Genomic DNA, 18,673 nt, shown 5'->3' with positions numbered 1-18,673 from the left:
CCTTGGAGTAAGCTCGCTGGCAGGAGGTGTTCGATGAGCGATGGCAACCTCGGTTTCGGCAAGTTCGTCCCGGGCTTCGATTTCCTGCAGAGCCTGGCCAAGGGTGCGTCGCAGACCATCCCCCAGCTGCCCAACCTGTCCAACTGGGTCGCGCCCACGCTCAACCTCGAGGAGCTGGAAAAGCGCATCTCCGAGCTCAAGGCCGTGCACTTCTGGCTCGACCAGAACAGCAAGGCGCTCGGCGCCACCATCCAGGCGCTGGAAGTGCAGAAGATGACGCTGGCCACGCTCAAGGGCATGAACTTCAACATGGGCGACGTGGCCAACGCGCTCAAGCTGAAGGCCGCCGACAGCGTGATGGGCGGCGTGCAGAAGGTCACCGAGACCGCGGCCAGTGCCGCGGGCACGGTGGCTGGCGCCGCCAAGGCTGCGCGCAAGCCCGCCGCGAAGAAGACGGCTGCGGCGAAAGCGGCGGCGTCCGTCAAGAGCGGCGGTGGCAACGGCATGGTCGACCCGCTGCAGTGGTGGGGCGCGCTCACCCAGCAATTCCAGGAGATCGCGGCCGGCGCCATGAAGGACGCCGCGCAGAAGACGGCGCTCGACACCGCCAAGAACGTTGCCGGCGGCATGGCGAAGGCGGGCGTGAAGGCAGCGGCCGGCATGGCGAAGGCAGCCACCGGCTCGGCTACCAAGTCCCGCAAGTCGACGCGCAAGACAAAGGCCGCCACCGGCTGAAAAGCGAGGGCGCGATGAAACTCTTCCCGTTCGGCCATGCCACGCACCCGCAGTGGCAGATGGCGGCGGGGCTCGTGCTGGCACAGCTGCGCGCGCAGGTCGCACTGCACGACTACGCCGCTTCGCCGACGCTCGGCCTGCTCTACATCACCGACCACTACGCCGCGCACGCGCAGGACATCCTGGACCACGTGAGCGCCGAGCTGCCCGAAGTGACCGACTGGTCCGGCACCGTGGGCGTGGGCATTGCCTCGTCAAACGTCGAGTATTTCGACGAGCCTGCCATGGCCGTGATGCTGTGCGAGCTGCCGTCGGACCAGTACCGGGTGTTCTCCGGCGTGGCGCCGCTCAGCCCGCTCTTCCCGGCGCACACCGCGCTCGTGCACGCCGACGGCATGACGCCCGACCTTTCCGAGCTGATCGGCGAAATGGCAGGCCGCACGGCCACCGGCTATCTTTTCGGCGGGCTCGCTTCGAGCCGCGCCGAGACGGTGCAGTTCGCGATCGGCGGCAACGGCAACATCAAGGGGCACGGCAAAGCGGGCGGCGTTTTCCGCGGCGGGCTCTCGGGCGTGGCGTTCGCCGACGGCGTGTCGCTCGTCTCGCGCGTCACGCAGGGCTGCCAGCCGGTGGCGCCGGAGCGCACGATCACCGAGAGCGACCGCAACGTGATCTACAAGCTCGACGGCGAGCCGGCGCTCGACGTGCTGCTGCGCGACCTCGCGATCACGCTCGACGAGCCGTCGGAGGCGATGGCGACGCTGCGCGCCACGCTGGTCGGCCTGACCGATGCGGGCAGCGACCTCGTCGGCCGCACCGGTACCTTCGGCAACGACGTGGTCGTGCGCCACATCATCGGCCTCGACCCCACGCGCCGCGGCGTAGCGATCGCCGAGAAGGTGGAGGAAGGCATGCGCGCCGCGTTCTGCAAGCGCAACGCGCAGGCGGCGAAGGCGGACCTCATGCGCATCTGCGCCGAGATCCGGGAGGAAGTCGAGCCGGAGGAGATGCCGCTCGCGGTGGCAAGCGCGCTCGCCGCCTCCGAAGCGCAGGCCGAGCCGACGCCCACGCGCCGCATCGCGGGCGCCGTCTACGTGAGCTGCGCGGGAAGGGGAGGGCCGCATTTCGGCGGGCCGAGCGCCGAGCTGCAGATCGTGCGGCGGGCCCTGGGGGATGTACCTTTGGTTGGGTTTTTCGCGGGCGGCGAGATCGCCCGGCACCACTTGTATGGCTACACTGGCGTGCTGACTGTCTTCCGCTGAAGACACCCGTTCCCCCCTCGAAAAAACTTCAATGGCAAGTACGTCCCGCAGGCTGCCGGGGTTGTGGCAGGGAGTGCGCTGGGCCTGGGCCCGCGGCAACGAAGGCGGCGGCATCGGCCGCGCGCGGCTCACGCGCCGCGCCCTTGCCGCCACGCTCGCGCATCGCAGCGCATTGCAACGCTGGATGTCGGTGGTGCACGAGCTCGCATCGCGCGGCCTCGTGCGCGACGTGCAGGGCGAGTACCTCCGCGCGATCAGACCCCACGTGAACATGCACACCGGCGTCGCCGACCGCGCGGTGCAGCTGATCGACCACGTGGACTGGATGGAGACGGCGTTCCATTCGTGGGCGCTGGAGCGCTTTGCCGGCGACGAGCCACTTGTACTGGCCGAGCTCACGCCGCCGCGCGGCTACGAGTTCATGCGGCTGCAGTTGCAGCGCACGCCCGTGCAGGCACCCGAGGGCGAGCTGCTGCTGGTGCTGGCGCTGCGGCGCGCGGCCAACGTGCAGCACAAGGCGCAGCCGGTGGAGGCCGCGGCGCTGGGCTTCAGCCGCTTCCGCATCGAAGGCACGGGCTGCCTCGTGATCGGCGGCGTGCGCGGGCAGCGCGACCCGCTCAACCGCCTTTCGCAGGCCGAGCTGAACAACGTGTTGGTCGGCTGGAAGCCCAGCGTCCTGCTGGTGCGCGTGATGCAGGAGCTGGCGCGCTACTGGGGCCAGAAGCTCGTCGGGCTGGATCCGGCGGCGCACCGACTGCATCACTGGACGTATCGCCTCGACGAGCGCCGCCGCGAAACCGGCCAGAAGATCTTCGCGGCGTACGACGCGCTGTGGAAACACTTCGACGCGCAGCCGGGGCCCGAGGGCTGGGTCGTCCTGCCCGCGCACTCCGACGAGAAGCTGGCAGCGACCGACCTGTCGCCCGAGCGGCGCGAGCGGCAGGTGCGCCGCGCGGACTACTGGATTCGCACGCGCAAGTTGCTGCATGCGCAGATGAAGTCGCTGCTGCAGCGGCCGGGGCGTGAGATCACGCGGGGCGGTGTGACGGAGGAGCTGGACTCCGTCACCCAGTCGCCGGATGGCACCAGCAGCTACTTCGATGCCGACTACCTGGACAGCAGCGAGGATGACGTGCCGTCGCGGGTGTTGCAGACGGGGCCGGGGGCGCTGCTTTGAGTTGAGCCTCGGGGCGCGGTTCTTTTCGTTGGGGGGCGTCCGTAAGCGTAGTCTCGGTTTCGACTGGCGTCGGGCCGTTGTTCTCCCCATTCCTCCCCCCGCCCTCCTCTCCCCTCCGGGGAGAAGAGGGAGCTAAGCCGGACAGCCGATTTGGGCTCGTCTGAACGGACAGGGCCGAGTCGGGAGCCGTCGGGGGGCGGGCTGACACTGCTAGCGCTATCGTCCGAACCCGAGCGGACAATTTGCTGCGTGCTACGCAGCCTAATTCATCGTCATCTCATCACCGCATCATCTTCTTAGGCTGGGTAGCACCCAGCAACCAGTGGACCCGTCTCTTGCCGATAGCGCTAACAGCGTCCGAGCACCCCCCGACGTCTCCCGATTCGGCCGTGTCCAAGGCGACGAGCCCAAATCGGCTGTCCGATTTAGCTCCCTCTCCTTCCCGGAGGGGAGGGGAGGGCGGGGGGAGGGATGGGGGGAGCAACGCACATCAGAGTGGCGAGCTCGAGACTACGCTTACGGACGTCTCAACGCGTCAACGCGTCAACGCGTCAACGCGTCAACGCGTCAACGCCGCAGCGCCGCGAACTGCGCAAACTCCCAGGTCCGCATCCCCATCACCAGCGTGAAGCTCTCGCGCTGGTTCGCCGGCAGCTTCTGGTCCGCCAGGTGCTGCTGCGCGAAATCGGACGCGAGCCGCTGCATGCGGTCGACGAAAGACGGCGCGATGCCGCTGCTCACCGACCCGTGCACCAGCAGCAGCGTCTCGGCGCTGCCGTCGAACCCGCCGCCGAAATAATCCAGCACCACGTGGTCGCGGAAGTACTGCATCACCGGCCCATTGGGCCGCCAGCGGAAGGTCTTGGCGAGCTTCAGCCGGTACCGGTTGAGCGGCCGCAACTCGATGATGCCGATGCGATCGAGCTGCACGAGGTACTTGATGCCGTCTGCTTCCGTGAGGCGGTAGTAGCTGGTGAGCTGCTCCAGCGTCCACTGCGACAGCACGCAGATCGCCACCAGCAGCAGCTTCTTGTCGGCCACCACCGCGCGCTCCTGCTCGTGGGTGAGCTCCTTCAGCAGCGGCTGCGCGTCGGCCACGCGCCGGGCGAGCTCCGCGAAGTCCAGCTTCAGCACGCGGCAGATCGCGTCGATGCGCGACAGCGGCATGTCGCCCTTGGCCAGCATGCGCTTGACGCTCGACTCCGCCATGCCGAGCCCGCGCGCGAGGTCGGCATAGGTCAGTTGCGACGACTTCAACTCCTTCTTGATGGCGGCGACCAGGTCGGCTGTAGTGCTCATGGAAGTAGGGGGGTATCGCGCCGCGATACCGGGCAAGCGTGGCTGCGCGACTGTAGCGCAAATGGCTTGGCCGGTAAGGGCAGGCGCCCGACACTGCGCCGCGTTCCCCAACGTCCCCCGAAAGAAAAGGAAAACCACCATGCCATCGATCCTCACGAAGACCGAAGCCATGCTGTTGATGGCCATCGCCACGCTCCTGGCCGCCGCCATGGGCGGCCCCTCGCTCGCGCAGTCGCCGCACTTCCATGACTTCGCCGACCAGCGCTCGTTCCTGGGCATCGTGTATGCCATGGACGTGTTCTCGAACGTGCCGTTCGCGATCGCCGGTCTCGCCGGCCTCGCCTGCCTGTGGCTCGCACCCGCGCGCAGCCTGACCAACATGCAGCGCGCGATGGCGCTGCTCTTCTTCTGCGGCCTGCTGCTGGTCGCGCTCGGTTCGGCCACGTACCACCTCGCGCCGATGGACTCGGGGCTGGCCCTGGACCGCTACACCATGACGTTCGCCATGGCGGGCTTGCTGGGCATGGCGGCGGCGGGCCACGTGAGCGAGCGCGCCGGCGCGGCCACGGGGCTGCTCTCGCTGGCCGCGGGCTTGGCCGCGGTGTACACGTGGCAGGCCACGGGCAACCTGCTGCCCTGGGCGGTGTTCCAGTTCGGCGGCATCGCCGTGCTGTGGTGGCTGGCCAGCCTGCCGGTGCGGCACGTGGCGCAGCCGGTGAACTGGGCGCTGGTCATCGTCGTCTACGGCGTGGCCAAGCTGCTGGAGATCAACGACTACGCGGTGTTCGAGCTGACGTGGCACACGGTCTCCGGCCACACCTTGAAACACATCGTGGCCGCTTTCGCCGCCTGGCCCGTCATCGCGGCTCTCGTCAGCGCGCGCCGGGCAAGGCAGAATGCCCCCGCGGAGACCGGGGTGGAGCAGGACCTGGACGTCCGCTGGAGCAACGCCTGAAAGAGCGAGAGGACCCGGGATGAGCACTGTGATCGCCGAAGGAGCGCCTGCCGCTGCCGAACAAGCCCACGCGAGCCAGTTCGCGCTGCTGGCGCAACGCCGCTTCGCGCCCTTCTTCTGGACGCAGTTCTGCGGCGCGGGCAACGACAACCTGTTCAAGTTCGCGTTCACCGTGATGGTGACCTACCAGCTGCAGGTGTCGTGGCTTCCCGCCGACAAGGCGGGGCTGGTGATCGGCGCGCTGTTCATCCTGCCCTTCCTGCTGTTCTCGGCCACGAGCGGCCAGCTGGCCGACAAGTACGACAAGCGCACGCTGATCCTCTTCGTGAAGTGGCTGGAGGTCGGCATCATGGTGCTGGCGGCGTTCGGCTTCTTCAACGCCAACGTGCCGGTGCTGCTGGCCTGCACCTTCCTCATGGGGCTGCACTCCACATTGTTCGGGCCGGTGAAGTTCGCCTACCTGCCGCACCACCTGGGCGAGCGCGAGCTCACCGGCGGCAACGGCATGGTGGAGATGGGCACCTTCGTGGCCATCCTGCTCGGCAACGTGGCGGGCGGGTTGATCGTGGCGATCCCGCAGGTCGGGCCGCAGTACGTGGGCATCAGCTGCATCGCGGTCGCGCTGCTCGGGCGGGCGGTCGCGCACTTCATCCCCGCCACACCGGCGACGGACCCGGGGCTCGCGATCAACTGGAACCCGTTCACCGAGACGCTGCGCAACCTGAAGCTCGCGCACGGGAACATCGTCGTGTTCCGCTCGCTGCTGGGCATCAGCTGGATGTGGTTCTTCGGCGCGGTGTTCCTGTCGCAGTTCCCGAGCTTCGCCAAGGACGTGCTGCACGGCAACGAGCAGGTGGCGTCGCTGCTGCTGGTGGTGTTCTCGGTGGGCATCGGCGCGGGCTCGCTGATGTGCGAGATGCTGTCGCGGCGGCACGTCGAGATCGGGCTGGTGCCGCTGGGCGCGATCGGCATGACCGTGTTTGCCGTGGACCTGTACTTCGCCTCGCGTGGCTTGCCGCCATCGGCGACGCTGACGCTCGGCCAGTTCCTCGTGGTGCCTGCGCACTGGCGCGTGATGGCGGACCTGGCGCTTCTGTCGATGTTCGCGGGGCTCTACAGCGTGCCGATGTACGCGCTGATCCAGCTGCGCGCGCAGCCGACGCACCGCGCGCGGATCATCGCCGCCAACAACATCCTCAATGCGCTGTTCATGATCGCGAGCTCGCTCATCGCGGGTGCGCTGCTGGCAGCAGGGTTCAGCATCCCGCAGGTGTTCCTGGTGGTGGGGCTGGCGAACGCGGTGGTCGCGTTCTACATCTTCCTGCTGGTGCCGGAATACCTGCTGCGCTTCGTGGCGTGGATCGCGTCGCACATCATTTATCGCTTCCGCGTGCGCGGCGACGACCACATCCCGGTGGAAGGCGCGGCCATCCTGGCGTGCAACCACGTGAGCTTCGTCGATGCGGTGCTGCTGATGGCGGCGAGCCCGCGGCCGATCTACTTCGTGATGGACCACCGCATCTTCAAGTTCCCGGTGCTGGGCTGGCTGTTCAAGCTGGCGAAGGCGATTCCCATTGCGTCGCGTACCGAGGATCCCGCGGCGTACGAGGCAGCCTTCGAGCGCGCCGCGCAGGTGCTGCGCGAGGGCGACCTGCTCGCGATCTTCCCGGAGGGCGCGATCACCAGCGACGGGCAGCTGCATGAATTCAAGGGCGGGATCATGAAGGCGCTGCAGCGCGCGCACGCGGAGGGGCTCGACCCGCCCGTGATCCCGATGGCGCTGACGGGCTTGTGGGGCTCGTTCTTCAGCCGCGTCGAGTCCGGGCGAGCGATGGTGCGGCCCTTCCGGCGTGGGTTCTTCAGCCGCGTGGGGCTGGAGGTCGGCGCGCCCGAGCCGGGGCGGCAGGTGAGCCCGCCCGCGTTGCAGCAACGCGTTCAATTGCTTCTGGATGGAGGGACGGCTTGAGGAAACTGCTTCCTGTGTTCGGCTTTCGCGGCCGGCTTTCGCGCGCTGCGTTCTGGCTGCGCGTGGTGTTGATCGGCATCGCATTCGTCGTGCTCGATGCGGCGATGGAGCCGCTCCTCGGCGCGGCGCGCGTGTGGGTGCTCAACCCGCTCGTGCTGTGGGCGCTGCTGGCCGCGCTGGCGCGGCGCCTGCACGACCGCGACTACTCCGCATGGTGGCTGCTGTTCGGGCTGGTGCCCGTGCTCGGCGCGTTCTGGCTGCTGTGGCAAAGCCTGCGCCGCGGCTCCGCCAGCGACAACCGCTACGGGGCCGACCCGAGGCGCGACACGGCCGACTTCCTGGTGGTGGGCGGCTGATGCAGAACAACCTCGTCGTGAACGACGTGACGGGGCTGAACCCGGTCACCGTGTGGGCGATCAACAAGCCGCAGTCCGTGGAGGACGTTGTCGAAGCCATCCGCCGCTTCGACGGGCCTGTATCGGTCGGCGGCGGCCACTTCAGCATGGGCGGGCAGACGGCGAGCCCGAACAGCCTGCACCTGGACATGCGGTCGATGAACAAGGTGCTGCTGTTCTCGCCGGTGGACAAGACGATCCGCGTGCAGGCCGGCATCCGCTGGTGCGACATCCAGCGCTTCGTGGACCCGCATGACCTGTCGGTGAAGATCATGCAGACCTACGCCAACTTCACGGTGGGCGGGTCGCTGAGCGTCAACGTGCACGGTCGCTACATGGGGCTCGGGCCGGTGATCCTGAGCGTGCGCTGGTTCAAGCTGGTGATGGCCGACGGCAGCGTGCACGAGTGCACGCCCACGCAGAACACCGAGCTTTTCTACGCCGTGATCGGCAGCTACGGCGGGCTTGGCGTGATCGTCGAAGTGGAGCTGCAGCTGGCCGACAACGTGAAGGTCAAGCGGCTCGCGATGAAGATGTCCGCGCGCGACTACATCGAACACTTCAAGGCCAAGGTGCGACACTCGAAGGATGCGATTTTCCACAATGCCGACCTCTACCCGCCCGACTACGAGCGCGCGCGTTCCGTCACCTGGGTGCGCACCGAGGAGGCGGTCACCGAGCCGCGCCGGCTGCACCGCGGCGGCGCGGGCTATGCGCTGGAGCGTTACTTCGTCTGGGCCGTCACCGAGACGCCGCTGGGCAAGTGGCGCCGCGAGTACCTGATCGACCCTCTCCTCTATGCGTCGCGCAAGGTGCACTGGCGCAACTTCGAGGCGAGCTACGACGTCGCGGAGCTCGAGCCTGCATCGCGCAAGCGCACGACCTACGTGCTGCAGGAGTACTTCGTGCCGGTGGAGCGTTTCGACGAGTTCGTGCCGAAGATGGCGGAGGTGCTGAAGCGGCATCGCGTGAACGCGCTGAACGTGTCCGTGCGGCACGCGCAGGCGGACCCCGGCTCGGTCATGGCGTGGGCGCGCGGCGAGACGTTTGCCTTTGTGCTCTATTACAAGCAGCGCACCCGCGACAGCGCGAAGAACCGCGTGGCGGTGTGGACGCGCGAGTTGATCGACGCGGCGGTGAGCTGCGGCGGCACCTACTACCTGCCGTACCAGCCCCATGCGACCGAGGAGCAGTTCCACGCCGCCTACCCGCGCGCGAAGGAGCTGTTCGCGCTGAAACGACGGCTGGACCCCGGCTTCCGCTTCCGCAACGTGCTCTGGGACAAGTACTACGCCCCCACGCTGGCCACGCCGACATGATCACCTTCAACCGCCCGCCCTCCGAGTTCAAGGCCGTTTTCGGCGACGTGCGCATGCACGACGCGTTCTACAAGTTCCTGCAGAACATCTACCGGCTTTACCCGGAAGACCGCTTCCACGCGCTCATCAAGGAAAGCTGCACGCAGTTCGGCGACGACGAGGCGATCTACCGCCACGTGCAGCGCCAGCTGCCGCGCATCAAGCCCTTCCATGCGGACGTGACCTACGCGCTGCCGTCGCTCTTCAAGCAGAAGGAGGAGATGGCGCGCCAGACGCTCAAGCTGCTCGGCGGCACGAAGCGCATCGAGGGCTACATGGAGATCGGCAGCACGGGCCGCTATGTGAGCGAGCTGCGCAAGCACCTCGACATCCGCGAGCCGATCGTGCTGGTGAACGACCTCGCGCCGACCTTCTCGCCGGTGGACATCGCCGAGCGCGGCGGGCTGCGCAAGATCGGCCGTTTCGTGCCGCTGGACGATTACGCGCCGCTGCCCAAGGACCTTCCGGCGGGCGGCTTCCAGCTGGTCACGGCCTACATCGGCCTGCACCACTGCCCGCTGGAGAAGTTCGACGCGTTCATGCAGTCGATCGTGCGGCTGCTGCCCGCGGGCGGCGTGTTCATCGTGCGCGACCACGACGTGACCAGCGACGACATGAACACGTTCGTGTCGCTCGCGCACACGGTCTTCAACGCGGGGCTCGGTGTGCCATGGGCTACCAACCAGGCGGAGCTGCGTTTTTTCCGGCCGGTGGACGACTGGGTCGCCACGCTCGCGCGTTGTGGGCTCAGGCACACCGGGGAGCGGCTGCTGCAGGCGCACGACCCTTCCGACAACGTGCTGATGGCTTTCCGCAAGGAGGGCGCGTGAAACGCTGGCTCGCGGCCCTGCTGGCGGGCGTGTCGGTGCTCGCGGCGGCGCAGGTCACGCCGAAGGAGCACGTGCGCGGCGTCGAGCAGACCTTCCTCACCTTCCCGGAGTGGTTCCTCGTGTTCAGCCCGGCGGAGTACGCGGCGTACGTGAAGAAGGCGTCGCCGGACAACTTCCCGTTCTTCGGCCACATCAGGCAGTTCTGGGAGAGCTACGGCGCGGTCACGCGCGAGAGCCGGGCGATGGGGCACGACCTGAACCCGGGCTACCACCTCATGGTCTTCGTGATCGGCACGAGCACCACGGTGGAATACGCGCTGCGCTCGGGTTACGAGCGCCTGCTGGGCCGGCTCTCGCAAGCAACGACGTCCGCGCCCACGGCGGAAGACAGGCACGCCGCGAAGATCGCGCAGGACTATGTGGACTTCATCCGCGTGCTGCCTTGGTACGAGTACGACTTCGGCAAGCAGCTGAAGGCGCTGTGGACCGAGGTTCCGGCGACCGGGCCCGACATGCTGCGCAAGTGGGAGCGGCGCTTCGCGCTCACGACCGAGCTGGGCATCAAGGCGCTGTACGGGCAGTTGATCAAGGCCGGGACGAAGTCGATCTACGAGACGCCTTTGCTCGTGACTGCCGTCGTCGTGCAGCCCGCGCCGAAACCGGACCCGAAGCTGCCCGACATGAAGGTGCTGCAAACGCTGACCGATGGCGCGGCCGTGGTGACGATCCCGCGCTACGAAGCCTTCATGACGTACGCGCAGGCGCTGGCCGCGCAAGGCGTGGAGTTCCGCGAGATCGCGGGCAACCAGTCGATCATCCTGGTGAGCCTGATCGGCGCGAACGAGTGGCGGCCCAAGGCCGGCATCGACAAGGAACTGCTGGAACAACCCATCCTCACCGAGCCGGGCCGCAAGCGGCTGGTCGCGACGGCGAAGGTGCAGCAGCTGGGCGCCGCGCTGCGCGAGTGGCAAGGCGCGGGCGTGCAGGTGGAGCACGTGTTTGACTACTAGCGATCCGGCCCGCATCGAGCGCAGGCGACGCAGGCGCATCCGTCGCGCGCTCTGGTGGGCTGTATCGATTCCGCTGGCGGTCTTCGCGTTGTTGCTGGCCGCCATGGCTGGTGTCTTGATCAACGGCCAAGTGCGCCTCGCATCGGCCGAAACGCAGGCGCGCGCGCAGGCCGCACCGGCCGGTGCCCTGTGGTTCCAGGCGCACGACACGCGCATCCACGCGCGCGAGTGGGGCCGGCGCGATGCGCCGCCCTTGCTGCTGGTGCACGGCACGGGCGCGTGGGCCGGCACGTGGGTGAGCAATGCGCAGGCCATGGCAGATGCGGGCTTTCGCGTCGTCGCCATCGACCTGCCGCCCTTCGGCTACAGCGAGCTGCCGGCAAACGGCGACTACAGCCGCATCGCGCAGGCGCGCCGCATCCAGGCCGTCGCAGCGCAGCTCGGGCCCCAACCCGTCACCTTGCTGGGCCACTCGTTCGGCGGCGGCCCATCGGCGGAGGCGGCGATGCTCGATCCATCGCGCATCGCGCACCTCGTGCTCGTCGATGCGGCGATCGGCCTGCAGGGCGATGAAGAAAAGCCCTGCGAGAACCCGGCGGTCGCCGAGGCCGTGCTCGGCTGGCCGGGCCTTCGCACCGCACTGGTCGGCGCCACGGCCACCGAGCCTCACCTGACGCAGCACTGGCTGCGCCAGTTCGTGGCGCGCACGGAAGTCATCACGCCGGCGCGCGCGGCCATCTACCAGCAACCGTTCACCGTGCAGCACTTCAGCGCGGGCCTCGGCGACTGGGCCAGGCAGTTCGCCCTCGGTTGCGAGCGGCCTGCAAGCGTCAAGCCGCGCAGCTACCGCGCCTACGCGAGCCCGGTGACGCTGGTCTGGGGCGCCGAGGACACGGTGACGCCGCTCGCGCAGGCGCAGGCGCTGAAGGCGCAATTGCCTCGCGTGCGCCTCGTGGTGTTGCCGGGCGTCGGCCATATCCCGCAGATCGAGGACGTGACGTTGTTCAACACCCGCATCGTCGAAGTGCTGCGCACGCTCCCCTGACGGTATCGCTTTCCGGTACTCCCCGGGTTTTCCCTCGCCTTCGCCGGGTCGGCTGGCCACACTCGCGGCCATGTTCAACAACCCCCGGAGGGTTCCATGCAGAAAGTCCTGATCTCGCGCGACACCAAGGCCTGGCAGATGCAGGTCTGGGTCTCGTTCCTCATTGCCGCGTTCCTGTGCGGCGTGGGCCTGGCGTACCTGCCGGGCAAGGACCTCGATCGCGCATTCATGATCATGGGCTACATGTTCTGCCTGTCGGCGGCCTTCGTGCTCGCGAAGTTCGTGCGCGACAACGAAAAGGCGCGCCAGGGTGGCCGCGCCGGCGACACCTCGATGTTCAAGCTGGTGGTGTGGGGCGGCTTTTTCCTCGCCATGGCGCTGACCGGCTGGGGCCTGCTGCGCATGGAAGTGAATGAAACCTACAAGGCCTACCTGGGCGTGAGCTGGCTGTACCTGATCACCTGCACCTTCACCCTGGCCAAGACGCTGCGCGACGCGCACGAAGCCGACCTGGCCGAAGCCATCGAGGGAGCCCGCGAATGAAATCCCGCATCGTTGCCCTCTCGATCGCAGCCGCCGCAGCCGCCGCAGCCGACCTGCAGCCGGTGCATGCCCAGAGCGAAGTGTCCGCCTTGAGCGCGTTGTCGGCGCTGCCCGTCGCGTCGGTGGTCGGCACCGCGAGCGTGGCGGCGGGCGCCGTCGCCGTGGTTCCGCTCGCGCTGTCCGCCACAGGCGCGGTCCTCACCGTGAGAGTTGTGGAGGCCAGCGCGCGCGGCACGGTGTACGTGCTCGAACGGGCCTCCGACGGCGCGCGCGTCAGCATCGAAGTGGTGGACCGCGGCGCGCGCAGCGCTTCCGTCGCAGCCGGCACGCTCGTGACGTGCAGCGTGGTCGGCGCGGGCGTCGTGCTCTCGGTCGCGGGCGAGGCGATTGCCTTCGTGCCGAACGCGCTGGGCCGCGCACTGCTGCACAACGAACGCCTGACGTACTGACATGCCAAGCCTCCAGCATCAACGGCCGTGCGCCGGCATGCGCGCCCTGCTGCTCGCGTCCGCCCTCGCCTGCGCGTTCGCCGCGCCGGCCCATGCCGGCCGGTCCTGCGAGCCGCGCAAAGCCAGCGCCGAAACCATCGCGCGCGGCATCACGCTTGCCGAGCGCACGCATGCCGCGCTGGAGCAGCAGCACGCGGCGAGCGGCACGCAGGTGGTACTGCTCGCGCGCACGGGGCAGGACCTGACGAAGTACGGCCTGCGCTACTCGCACATGGGCATCGCCTACCGCACGAGCGGCACCGACGGCAGCCCCGCCTGGCGCGTGCTGCACAAGCTCAACCACTGCGGCACGGCCGACGCGGCGATCTACCGGCAGGGGCTGGCCGAGTTCTTCCTCGACGACCTCTGGCGCTACGAGGCCGCTTGGGTGACGCCGCCGCGCGAGATGCAGGCCCAGGTGCTCGCGCTCGTGGCCGACACGCCGCGCTCGCTCCAGCTGCATCGCAAGCCGTACAGCATCGTGAGCTACGCGTGGGGGCAGCGCTACCAGCAGTCCAACCAATGGGCGATCGAGACGCTGGCGGCCGCCGCGGAGCCGACGATCGCGACGCGGGAGCAGGCGCAGGCCTGGCTGCGCTTCAAGGGCTACGAACCAGGTGTGCTGGTGCTGGGGCCGCTGACGCGCCTGGGCGGGCGCATGGGGTCCGCAAACGTGGCGTTCGACGACCACCCGAACGAGAAGCGCTTCAGCGACCGGATCGAGACCGTGACGGTGGATTCGGTGTTCGCGTGGCTGCGGCGCGCGCAGCTCGGGGGTGAGCCGACGGTGGTGCGGTTATGAGCGTGGGGTGCGTCAAGCGCCCCTGCGCGCCAGCGCCCGGCGCCAGCGGCGCTTGACCACGCGGGCCCAGCGCCACGGCCACGACTCGCGCACGATCGCGAGCAGCGCTGCCTTCCAGGTGATCCAGGCGTTGTAGGCACGCTCGAACCACGCAAGGCGCATCAGCGCGGGTTTCGTGAGCGTGAACAGGCGCGCGACGATGGCGGTGCCGACGATCTTGGCCGCGACGATCACGAGCGTGCCGAGCAGCATGCGGCCCTGGCCGACCAGCCAGAGCGCGAGCAGCTTCACGGGCAGCAGCAACAGCGAGGGTGCGATGAAGAGCACGAGGGCGGCGTACGGCGGCAGCTCGCGGATGCGCGCTTCCAGCCATTCGAGGTGCAGGAACTTCGCGAGGCGAAGCAGGGCGCGCTGCAGCGGCTCCCAGCCCCACTCCTCGAAGAGGATCAGCAGCGCGAGCGGCCACGCGGCGAGCCGCGCGATGACGCGCGTGAGTGCGTGGAGGAGTTGGCGCCCCATGGGCGCGATGGTAATGCCGGCTAGATACCGCGCTTGCGGTCGGAGCGGAACTGCTGCGCGAAGGAGGCGAAGTTTCCGGCGTCCAAGGACTCGCGCACCTGCCGCATCAGGTCCAGGTAGAAGTGCAGGTTATGGATGGTGGCGAGCATCGGCGCCAGCATCTCGCCGCAGCGCTCCAGGTGGTGCAGGTACGCGCGCGAGAAATTGCGGCAGGTGTAGCAGCTGCAGGTCTCGTCAAGGGGACGTTCATCCATGCGATGCCGCGCATTGCGGATCTTCAGGTCGCCGAAGCGCGTGAACATGTGGCCGTTGCGCGCGTTGCGAGTCGGCATGACGCAGTCGAACATGTCCACGCCCTGCGCGACGCCTTCGACGAGGTCCTCCGGCGTGCCCACGCCCATCAGGTAGCGTGGCTTGTCCGCGGGCAGCCGATGAGGGGTGTGCGCCATGATGCGCAGCATGTCCTCCTTCGGCTCGCCCACGCTCACTCCGCCGACGGCGTAACCGGGAAAGTCCATCTCGACGAGGGCCTGCAACGACTCCTCGCGCAGGTGCTCGAACATGCCGCCCTGCACGATGCCGAAGAGCGCGTTGCGGTTCTCGAGGCGCTCGAATTCCGCCTTGCAGCGCAGGGCCCAGCGGCGCGACAGCTCCATCGAGAAGCGGGCTTCGGCTTCGGTCGTGAGGTGGCCCTTGGTTTCGTAGGGCGTGCACTCGTCGAACTGCATGACGATGTCGCTGTCCAGCACCGTCTGGATCTGCATCGAGCCTTCGGGCGTGAGGAACAGCTTGTCGCCGTTGACCGGCGAGGCGAACTTCACGCCCTCCTCGCTGATCTTGCGCATCTCGCCGAGCGACCACACCTGGAAGCCGCCGGAGTCCGTGAGGATCGGCTTGCCCCAGCTCTCGAACCTGTGCAGGCCGCCGAACTGCTTGAGCACGTCGAGGCCGGGCCGCATCCACAGGTGGAAGGTGTTGCCCAGGATGATCTGCGCGCCCATTTCGTCCAGCGAGCGCGGCGTGACACCCTTCACCGTGCCGTACGTGCCCACAGGCATGAAGATCGGCGTCTCCACCACGCCGTGGTTGAGGGTGAGGCGGCCGCGGCGCGCGAGGCCCTCGGTCTTGAGCAGGTCGAATGTCAGCATCGTTGCAGCAGCATCGCGTCGCCGTAGCTGAAGAAGCGGTAATGCTCCCTCACGGCGTGCGCGTAGAGGTCCATGACGTGTTCGTAGCCCGCGAACGCGCTCACCAGCATCATGAGCGTGGACTTGGGCAAATGGAAGTTGGTGACGAGCAGGTCCACCTCGCGGAACACGAAGCCGGGGGTGATGAAGATGCTCGTGTCGCCGCTGGCCTGGCCCGTGAGCGACCACGATTCGAGCGTGCGGACGGTGGTGGTGCCGACGGCAACGAGCCGGCCGCCGCGTTCGCGCAACCGCGCGATGGCGTCTTGCGTGCCTCGAGGCACTTCGTACCACTCACTGTGCATCCGGTGCTCGGCGAGGTTCTCGGTCTTCACCGGCTGGAAGGTGCCGGCGCCCACGTGCAGGGTGACGCTGGCGCGTTCTATGCCGCGTGCTTCGAGCGCGGCCAGGACGCCTTCGTCGAAGTGCAGTGCGGCTGTCGGTGCGGCAACGGCGCCGGGGTTCTTCGCGAACACGGTCTGGTAGCGCTGCTCGTCCTGCGCGGTGTCCGCGTGTTCGATGTAGGGTGGGAGCGGCACGTGGCCGTGCTGCTCCATCACCGTGTACGGGTCGGCATCGAAGCGGAAGCGGAACAGCGCACCGTCTGCGTCGGGCCAGCGCCCGAGCAGCGTCGCCGTGAAGCCGCCGTCCATGCGCAGCACGGTACCGGGCGGCGGCTTCTTGCTGACCTTCATGTGCGCGACGACTTCGTGATCCCGCAGTACGCGCTCCACGAGCAGTTCCAGCTTGCCGCCCGTGGGCTTCTCGCCGAAGAGGCGCGCCTTGACGACCTTGGTGTCGTTGAAGACGACGAGGTCGCCGGGCTGCAGCAGCAGCGGCAGGTCGCGGAAGATGCGATCGACCGGCGCGTCACCGGTGCCATCGAGCAGGCGCGAGCCGCTGCGCTCGGGTGCCGGGTGCTGCGCGATCAGGTCGGGGGGCAGGGCGAAATCGAAATCGCCCAAAGTGAACGTGCGTTGCATGCGCTTGAGGGCCGGACGGACCCGTTCCAAGTGAGAAGGCAGAATTGTCCCATGCCCACGACCCAGGCCGAGTCCGCCCCGCAGAAAGCCCTCAGGAAGATGGGCCTGACGCGGGACATCGACCTGGCGCTGCACATCCCCCTGCGCTACGAGGACGAGACGCGCATCGTGAAGCTGAAGGATGCGCGCGACGGCGACACGGTGCAGATCGAGGCCGCGGTGACGGACTGCGAGGTGCAGTACCGCGGCCGCCGGCAGCTGGTGGTGACCGTGGACGACGGCACCGACACCTGCGTGCTGCGCTTCTTCACTTTCTATCCCTCGCAGCAGAAGTCGCTGGCGGTGGGCACGAAGCTGCGAATCCGGGGCGAGCTCAAGGGCGGTTTTCTGGGTTTCCAGATGGTGCACCCCAGCTGGAAGCCGGCGGGTGGCGAGCTCGCGACGGCACTGACACCCGTGTATTCCACCGTGGCGGGCCTGCCGCAGGCCTACCTGCGCAAGGCGGTCGCATCGGGTCTCGCACGGGCCGAGCTCGGCGACACGATCCCGCCGGACGTACCCAAGCGGCCACACTGGACGCTGAAGGAGGCGCTGCACTTCCTGCACCATCCCACGCCAGACGTGTCGATGGCCACGCTCGAAGACCGCAGCCACCCCGCATGGCAGCGCCTGAAGGCGGAGGAACTGCTCGCGCAGCAGCTGTCGCAGCTGCAAAGCAAGCGCGCGCGCGACAAGCTGAAGGCGCCGCGCCTGAAGGCGAAAAAGGGCGGACTGCACGAGCAGCTCCTGGCCGCGTTGCCGTTCTCGCTGACTGCCGCGCAGCGCCGAGTGAGCGAGGAGATCGCGCGCGACGTCGCCCGCGACGTGCCGATGCACCGGCTGCTGCAAGGCGACGTGGGCTCCGGCAAGACGATCGTTGCCGCGCTCGCCGCTGCCGTCGCCATCGACGCCGGCTGGCAATGCGCGCTGATGGCGCCGACGGAAATCCTCGCGGAGCAGCACTTCCGAAAGCTGATCGGCTGGCTGGAGCCGTTGCTCGCCCCGCGCGGCCAGCGGGTGGCGTGGCTCACGGGCAGCCAGCGCAAGAAAGAGCGTGGCGAGATGCTGGCGCTGATCGCGAGCGGCGAAGCGGCCCTGGTGGTGGGCACGCATGCCGTGATCCAGGAGCAGGTGCAGTTCGCGAAGCTGGGGTTGGCGGTGATCGACGAACAGCATCGCTTCGGCGTGGAGCAGCGGCTGGCACTGCGCGGCAAGATGCTCGAACCCGGGCATGAGCCGCACATGCTGATGATGTCCGCGACGCCGATCCCGCGCACGCTGGCCATGAGCTACTACGCGGACCTCGACGTCTCCACCATCGACGAGCTGCCTCCGGGCCGCACGCCCGTCGTCACGAAGCTCGTCGCCGACTCGCGGCGCGACGAGATCGTCGAACGCATCCGCGCCCAGGTCGCCGAAGGCCGGCAGGTCTATTGGGTCTGCCCGCTGATCGAGGAGAGCGAGGCGCTGGACCTCACCAACGCCACCGCCACGCACGAGCAGTTGAGCGAAGCCTTGCCGGGCGTGATGGTGGGCCTGCTGCATTCGCGCATGCCGGTGCCGGAGAAGAAGGCAGTGATGTCGCTCTTCGTCGGCGGGCAGATGGGCGTGCTGGTGTCGACGACCGTGATCGAGGTGGGGGTCGACGTGCCGAATGCGTCGCTGATGGTGATCGAGCATGCGGAGCGCTTCGGCCTGTCGCAGCTGCACCAGTTGCGCGGGCGCGTCGGGCGCGGCGCCGCAGCTTCGGCGTGCGTGCTTCTTTATTCGACCGGCGACCACGGCAAACTGGGCGACACCGCGAAAGCGCGCCTGAAGGCGATGCAGGAAACGTCGGACGGCTTCGAGATCGCGCGGCGCGACCTGGAAATCCGTGGCCCCGGCGAATTCCTGGGCTCCCGCCAATCGGGCGCACCGCTGCTTCGTTTTGCGGACTTGATGACGGATACGCACCTGCTCGACTGGGCCCGCCAGCTCGCACCTGTCATGCTCGACCGTCACCCGGAATACGCCGAACGACACATCGGCCGCTGGTTGGGTGGAAAATCGGAGTACCTGAAAGCGTAGTTACATGGGGACA

At 68.2% G+C, this 18,673-nt stretch carries 18 protein-coding genes; 14 read left to right on the top strand and 4 right to left on the bottom strand.

Features of this window, described 5'->3' with window-relative positions; translation table 11 throughout:
* The first annotated feature begins 33 nt into the window (after positions 1-33).
* From H8R02_RS03715 to H8R02_RS03705, 3 genes are read left to right on the top strand one after another with little or no spacing between them, the layout of a single operon-like run.
* Complete coding sequence (locus H8R02_RS03715; RefSeq protein ID WP_187079983.1) at positions 34-735, top strand: PhaM family polyhydroxyalkanoate granule multifunctional regulatory protein; 702 nt, start codon at positions 34-36, stop codon at positions 733-735.
* A 14-nt stretch (positions 736-749) separates the two neighbouring features.
* Positions 750-1,997 carry an FIST signal transduction protein gene (locus H8R02_RS03710; protein ID WP_187079982.1) on the top strand — a complete coding sequence of 416 codons (1,248 nt, stop codon included), beginning with the start codon at positions 750-752 and terminating at the stop codon, positions 1,995-1,997.
* A 31-nt stretch (positions 1,998-2,028) separates the two neighbouring features.
* Positions 2,029-3,174: a DUF535 family protein gene (locus H8R02_RS03705; RefSeq protein ID WP_187079981.1), complete on the top strand. Its 1,146-nt coding sequence runs from the start codon at positions 2,029-2,031 to the stop codon at positions 3,172-3,174.
* A gap of 567 nt (positions 3,175-3,741) precedes the next feature.
* Here H8R02_RS03705 and H8R02_RS03700 read toward each other — a convergent pair.
* Complete coding sequence (locus tag H8R02_RS03700) at positions 3,742-4,473, bottom strand: helix-turn-helix domain-containing protein (RefSeq protein ID WP_187079980.1); 732 nt, start codon at positions 4,471-4,473, stop codon at positions 3,742-3,744.
* Between the two features lie 139 nt (positions 4,474-4,612).
* On the opposite strand from H8R02_RS03700, the gene H8R02_RS03695 reads away from it, so the two are divergent.
* The 10 genes from H8R02_RS03695 to H8R02_RS03655 all read left to right on the top strand — a co-directional run bounded on the left by H8R02_RS03695 (position 4,613) and on the right by H8R02_RS03655 (position 13,865).
* On the top strand, positions 4,613-5,428 hold the full coding sequence (locus tag H8R02_RS03695; protein WP_187079979.1) for a hypothetical protein: 816 nt from the start codon (positions 4,613-4,615) through the stop codon (positions 5,426-5,428).
* Between the two features lie 19 nt (positions 5,429-5,447).
* Complete coding sequence (locus tag H8R02_RS03690) at positions 5,448-7,394, top strand: MFS transporter (RefSeq protein WP_187079978.1); 1,947 nt, start codon at positions 5,448-5,450, stop codon at positions 7,392-7,394.
* Positions 7,391-7,750 carry a DUF805 domain-containing protein gene (locus H8R02_RS03685; protein ID WP_187079977.1) on the top strand — a complete coding sequence of 120 codons (360 nt, stop codon included), beginning with the start codon at positions 7,391-7,393 and terminating at the stop codon, positions 7,748-7,750. The genes H8R02_RS03690 and H8R02_RS03685 overlap by 4 nt, the downstream gene beginning before the upstream one ends.
* Complete coding sequence (locus H8R02_RS30265) at positions 7,750-9,108, top strand: FAD-binding oxidoreductase (protein ID WP_255429134.1); 1,359 nt, start codon at positions 7,750-7,752, stop codon at positions 9,106-9,108. Before H8R02_RS03685 ends, H8R02_RS30265 begins: the two co-directional genes overlap by 1 nt.
* The gene (locus H8R02_RS30260) at positions 9,105-9,977 is read left to right on the top strand and encodes a class I SAM-dependent methyltransferase (protein ID WP_255429133.1); all 873 of its coding nucleotides are present in this window, start codon (positions 9,105-9,107) and stop codon (positions 9,975-9,977) included. The genes H8R02_RS30265 and H8R02_RS30260 overlap by 4 nt, the downstream gene beginning before the upstream one ends.
* Entirely contained in the window at positions 9,974-10,987 is a 1,014-nt protein-coding gene (locus H8R02_RS03675; RefSeq protein WP_187079976.1) for a hypothetical protein, read from the top strand. Before H8R02_RS30260 ends, H8R02_RS03675 begins: the two co-directional genes overlap by 4 nt.
* 103 nt (positions 10,988-11,090) lie before the next feature.
* Positions 11,091-12,032 (top strand): alpha/beta fold hydrolase, encoded by a 942-nt coding sequence (locus H8R02_RS03670; protein WP_187079975.1) that lies wholly within the window; start codon positions 11,091-11,093, stop codon positions 12,030-12,032.
* Between the two features lie 96 nt (positions 12,033-12,128).
* Positions 12,129-12,575, top strand: a complete 447-nt coding sequence (locus H8R02_RS03665) for a YiaA/YiaB family inner membrane protein (RefSeq protein WP_187079974.1) — start codon at positions 12,129-12,131, stop codon at positions 12,573-12,575.
* Complete coding sequence (locus H8R02_RS03660; RefSeq protein ID WP_187079973.1) at positions 12,572-13,024, top strand: hypothetical protein; 453 nt, start codon at positions 12,572-12,574, stop codon at positions 13,022-13,024. Before H8R02_RS03665 ends, H8R02_RS03660 begins: the two co-directional genes overlap by 4 nt.
* A 37-nt stretch (positions 13,025-13,061) precedes the next feature.
* Positions 13,062-13,865 (top strand): DUF2145 domain-containing protein, encoded by an 804-nt coding sequence (locus tag H8R02_RS03655; RefSeq protein ID WP_187079972.1) that lies wholly within the window; start codon positions 13,062-13,064, stop codon positions 13,863-13,865.
* 12 nt (positions 13,866-13,877) lie between these two features.
* On the opposite strand, the gene H8R02_RS03650 is transcribed toward H8R02_RS03655, so the two are convergent.
* From H8R02_RS03650 to queA, 3 genes are read right to left on the bottom strand one after another with little or no spacing between them, the layout of a single operon-like run.
* Complete coding sequence (locus H8R02_RS03650) at positions 13,878-14,384, bottom strand: hypothetical protein (protein ID WP_187079971.1); 507 nt, start codon at positions 14,382-14,384, stop codon at positions 13,878-13,880.
* A 20-nt stretch (positions 14,385-14,404) separates the two neighbouring features.
* Positions 14,405-15,532 (bottom strand): tRNA guanosine(34) transglycosylase Tgt, encoded by a 1,128-nt coding sequence (gene tgt, locus H8R02_RS03645; RefSeq protein ID WP_187079970.1) that lies wholly within the window; start codon positions 15,530-15,532, stop codon positions 14,405-14,407.
* Positions 15,526-16,554, bottom strand: coding sequence for a tRNA preQ1(34) S-adenosylmethionine ribosyltransferase-isomerase QueA (gene queA / locus H8R02_RS30255; protein ID WP_255429132.1), 1,029 nt, complete (start codon positions 16,552-16,554; stop codon positions 15,526-15,528). The genes tgt and queA overlap by 7 nt, the downstream gene beginning before the upstream one ends.
* Here queA and recG point away from each other — a divergent pair.
* Positions 16,489-18,660, top strand: a complete 2,172-nt coding sequence (gene recG / locus H8R02_RS03635) for an ATP-dependent DNA helicase RecG (protein ID WP_354004862.1) — start codon at positions 16,489-16,491, stop codon at positions 18,658-18,660. The genes queA and recG overlap by 66 nt on opposite strands.
* The last annotated feature ends 13 nt before the right edge of the window (positions 18,661-18,673 follow it).

Source organism: Ramlibacter albus, from assembly GCF_014297445.1.
GTDB lineage: Bacteria > Pseudomonadota > Gammaproteobacteria > Burkholderiales > Burkholderiaceae_C > Ramlibacter > Ramlibacter albus.
Note: the sequence above shows the minus strand (reverse complement) of the source record. Positions and strands in the feature narration are given on the sequence as shown.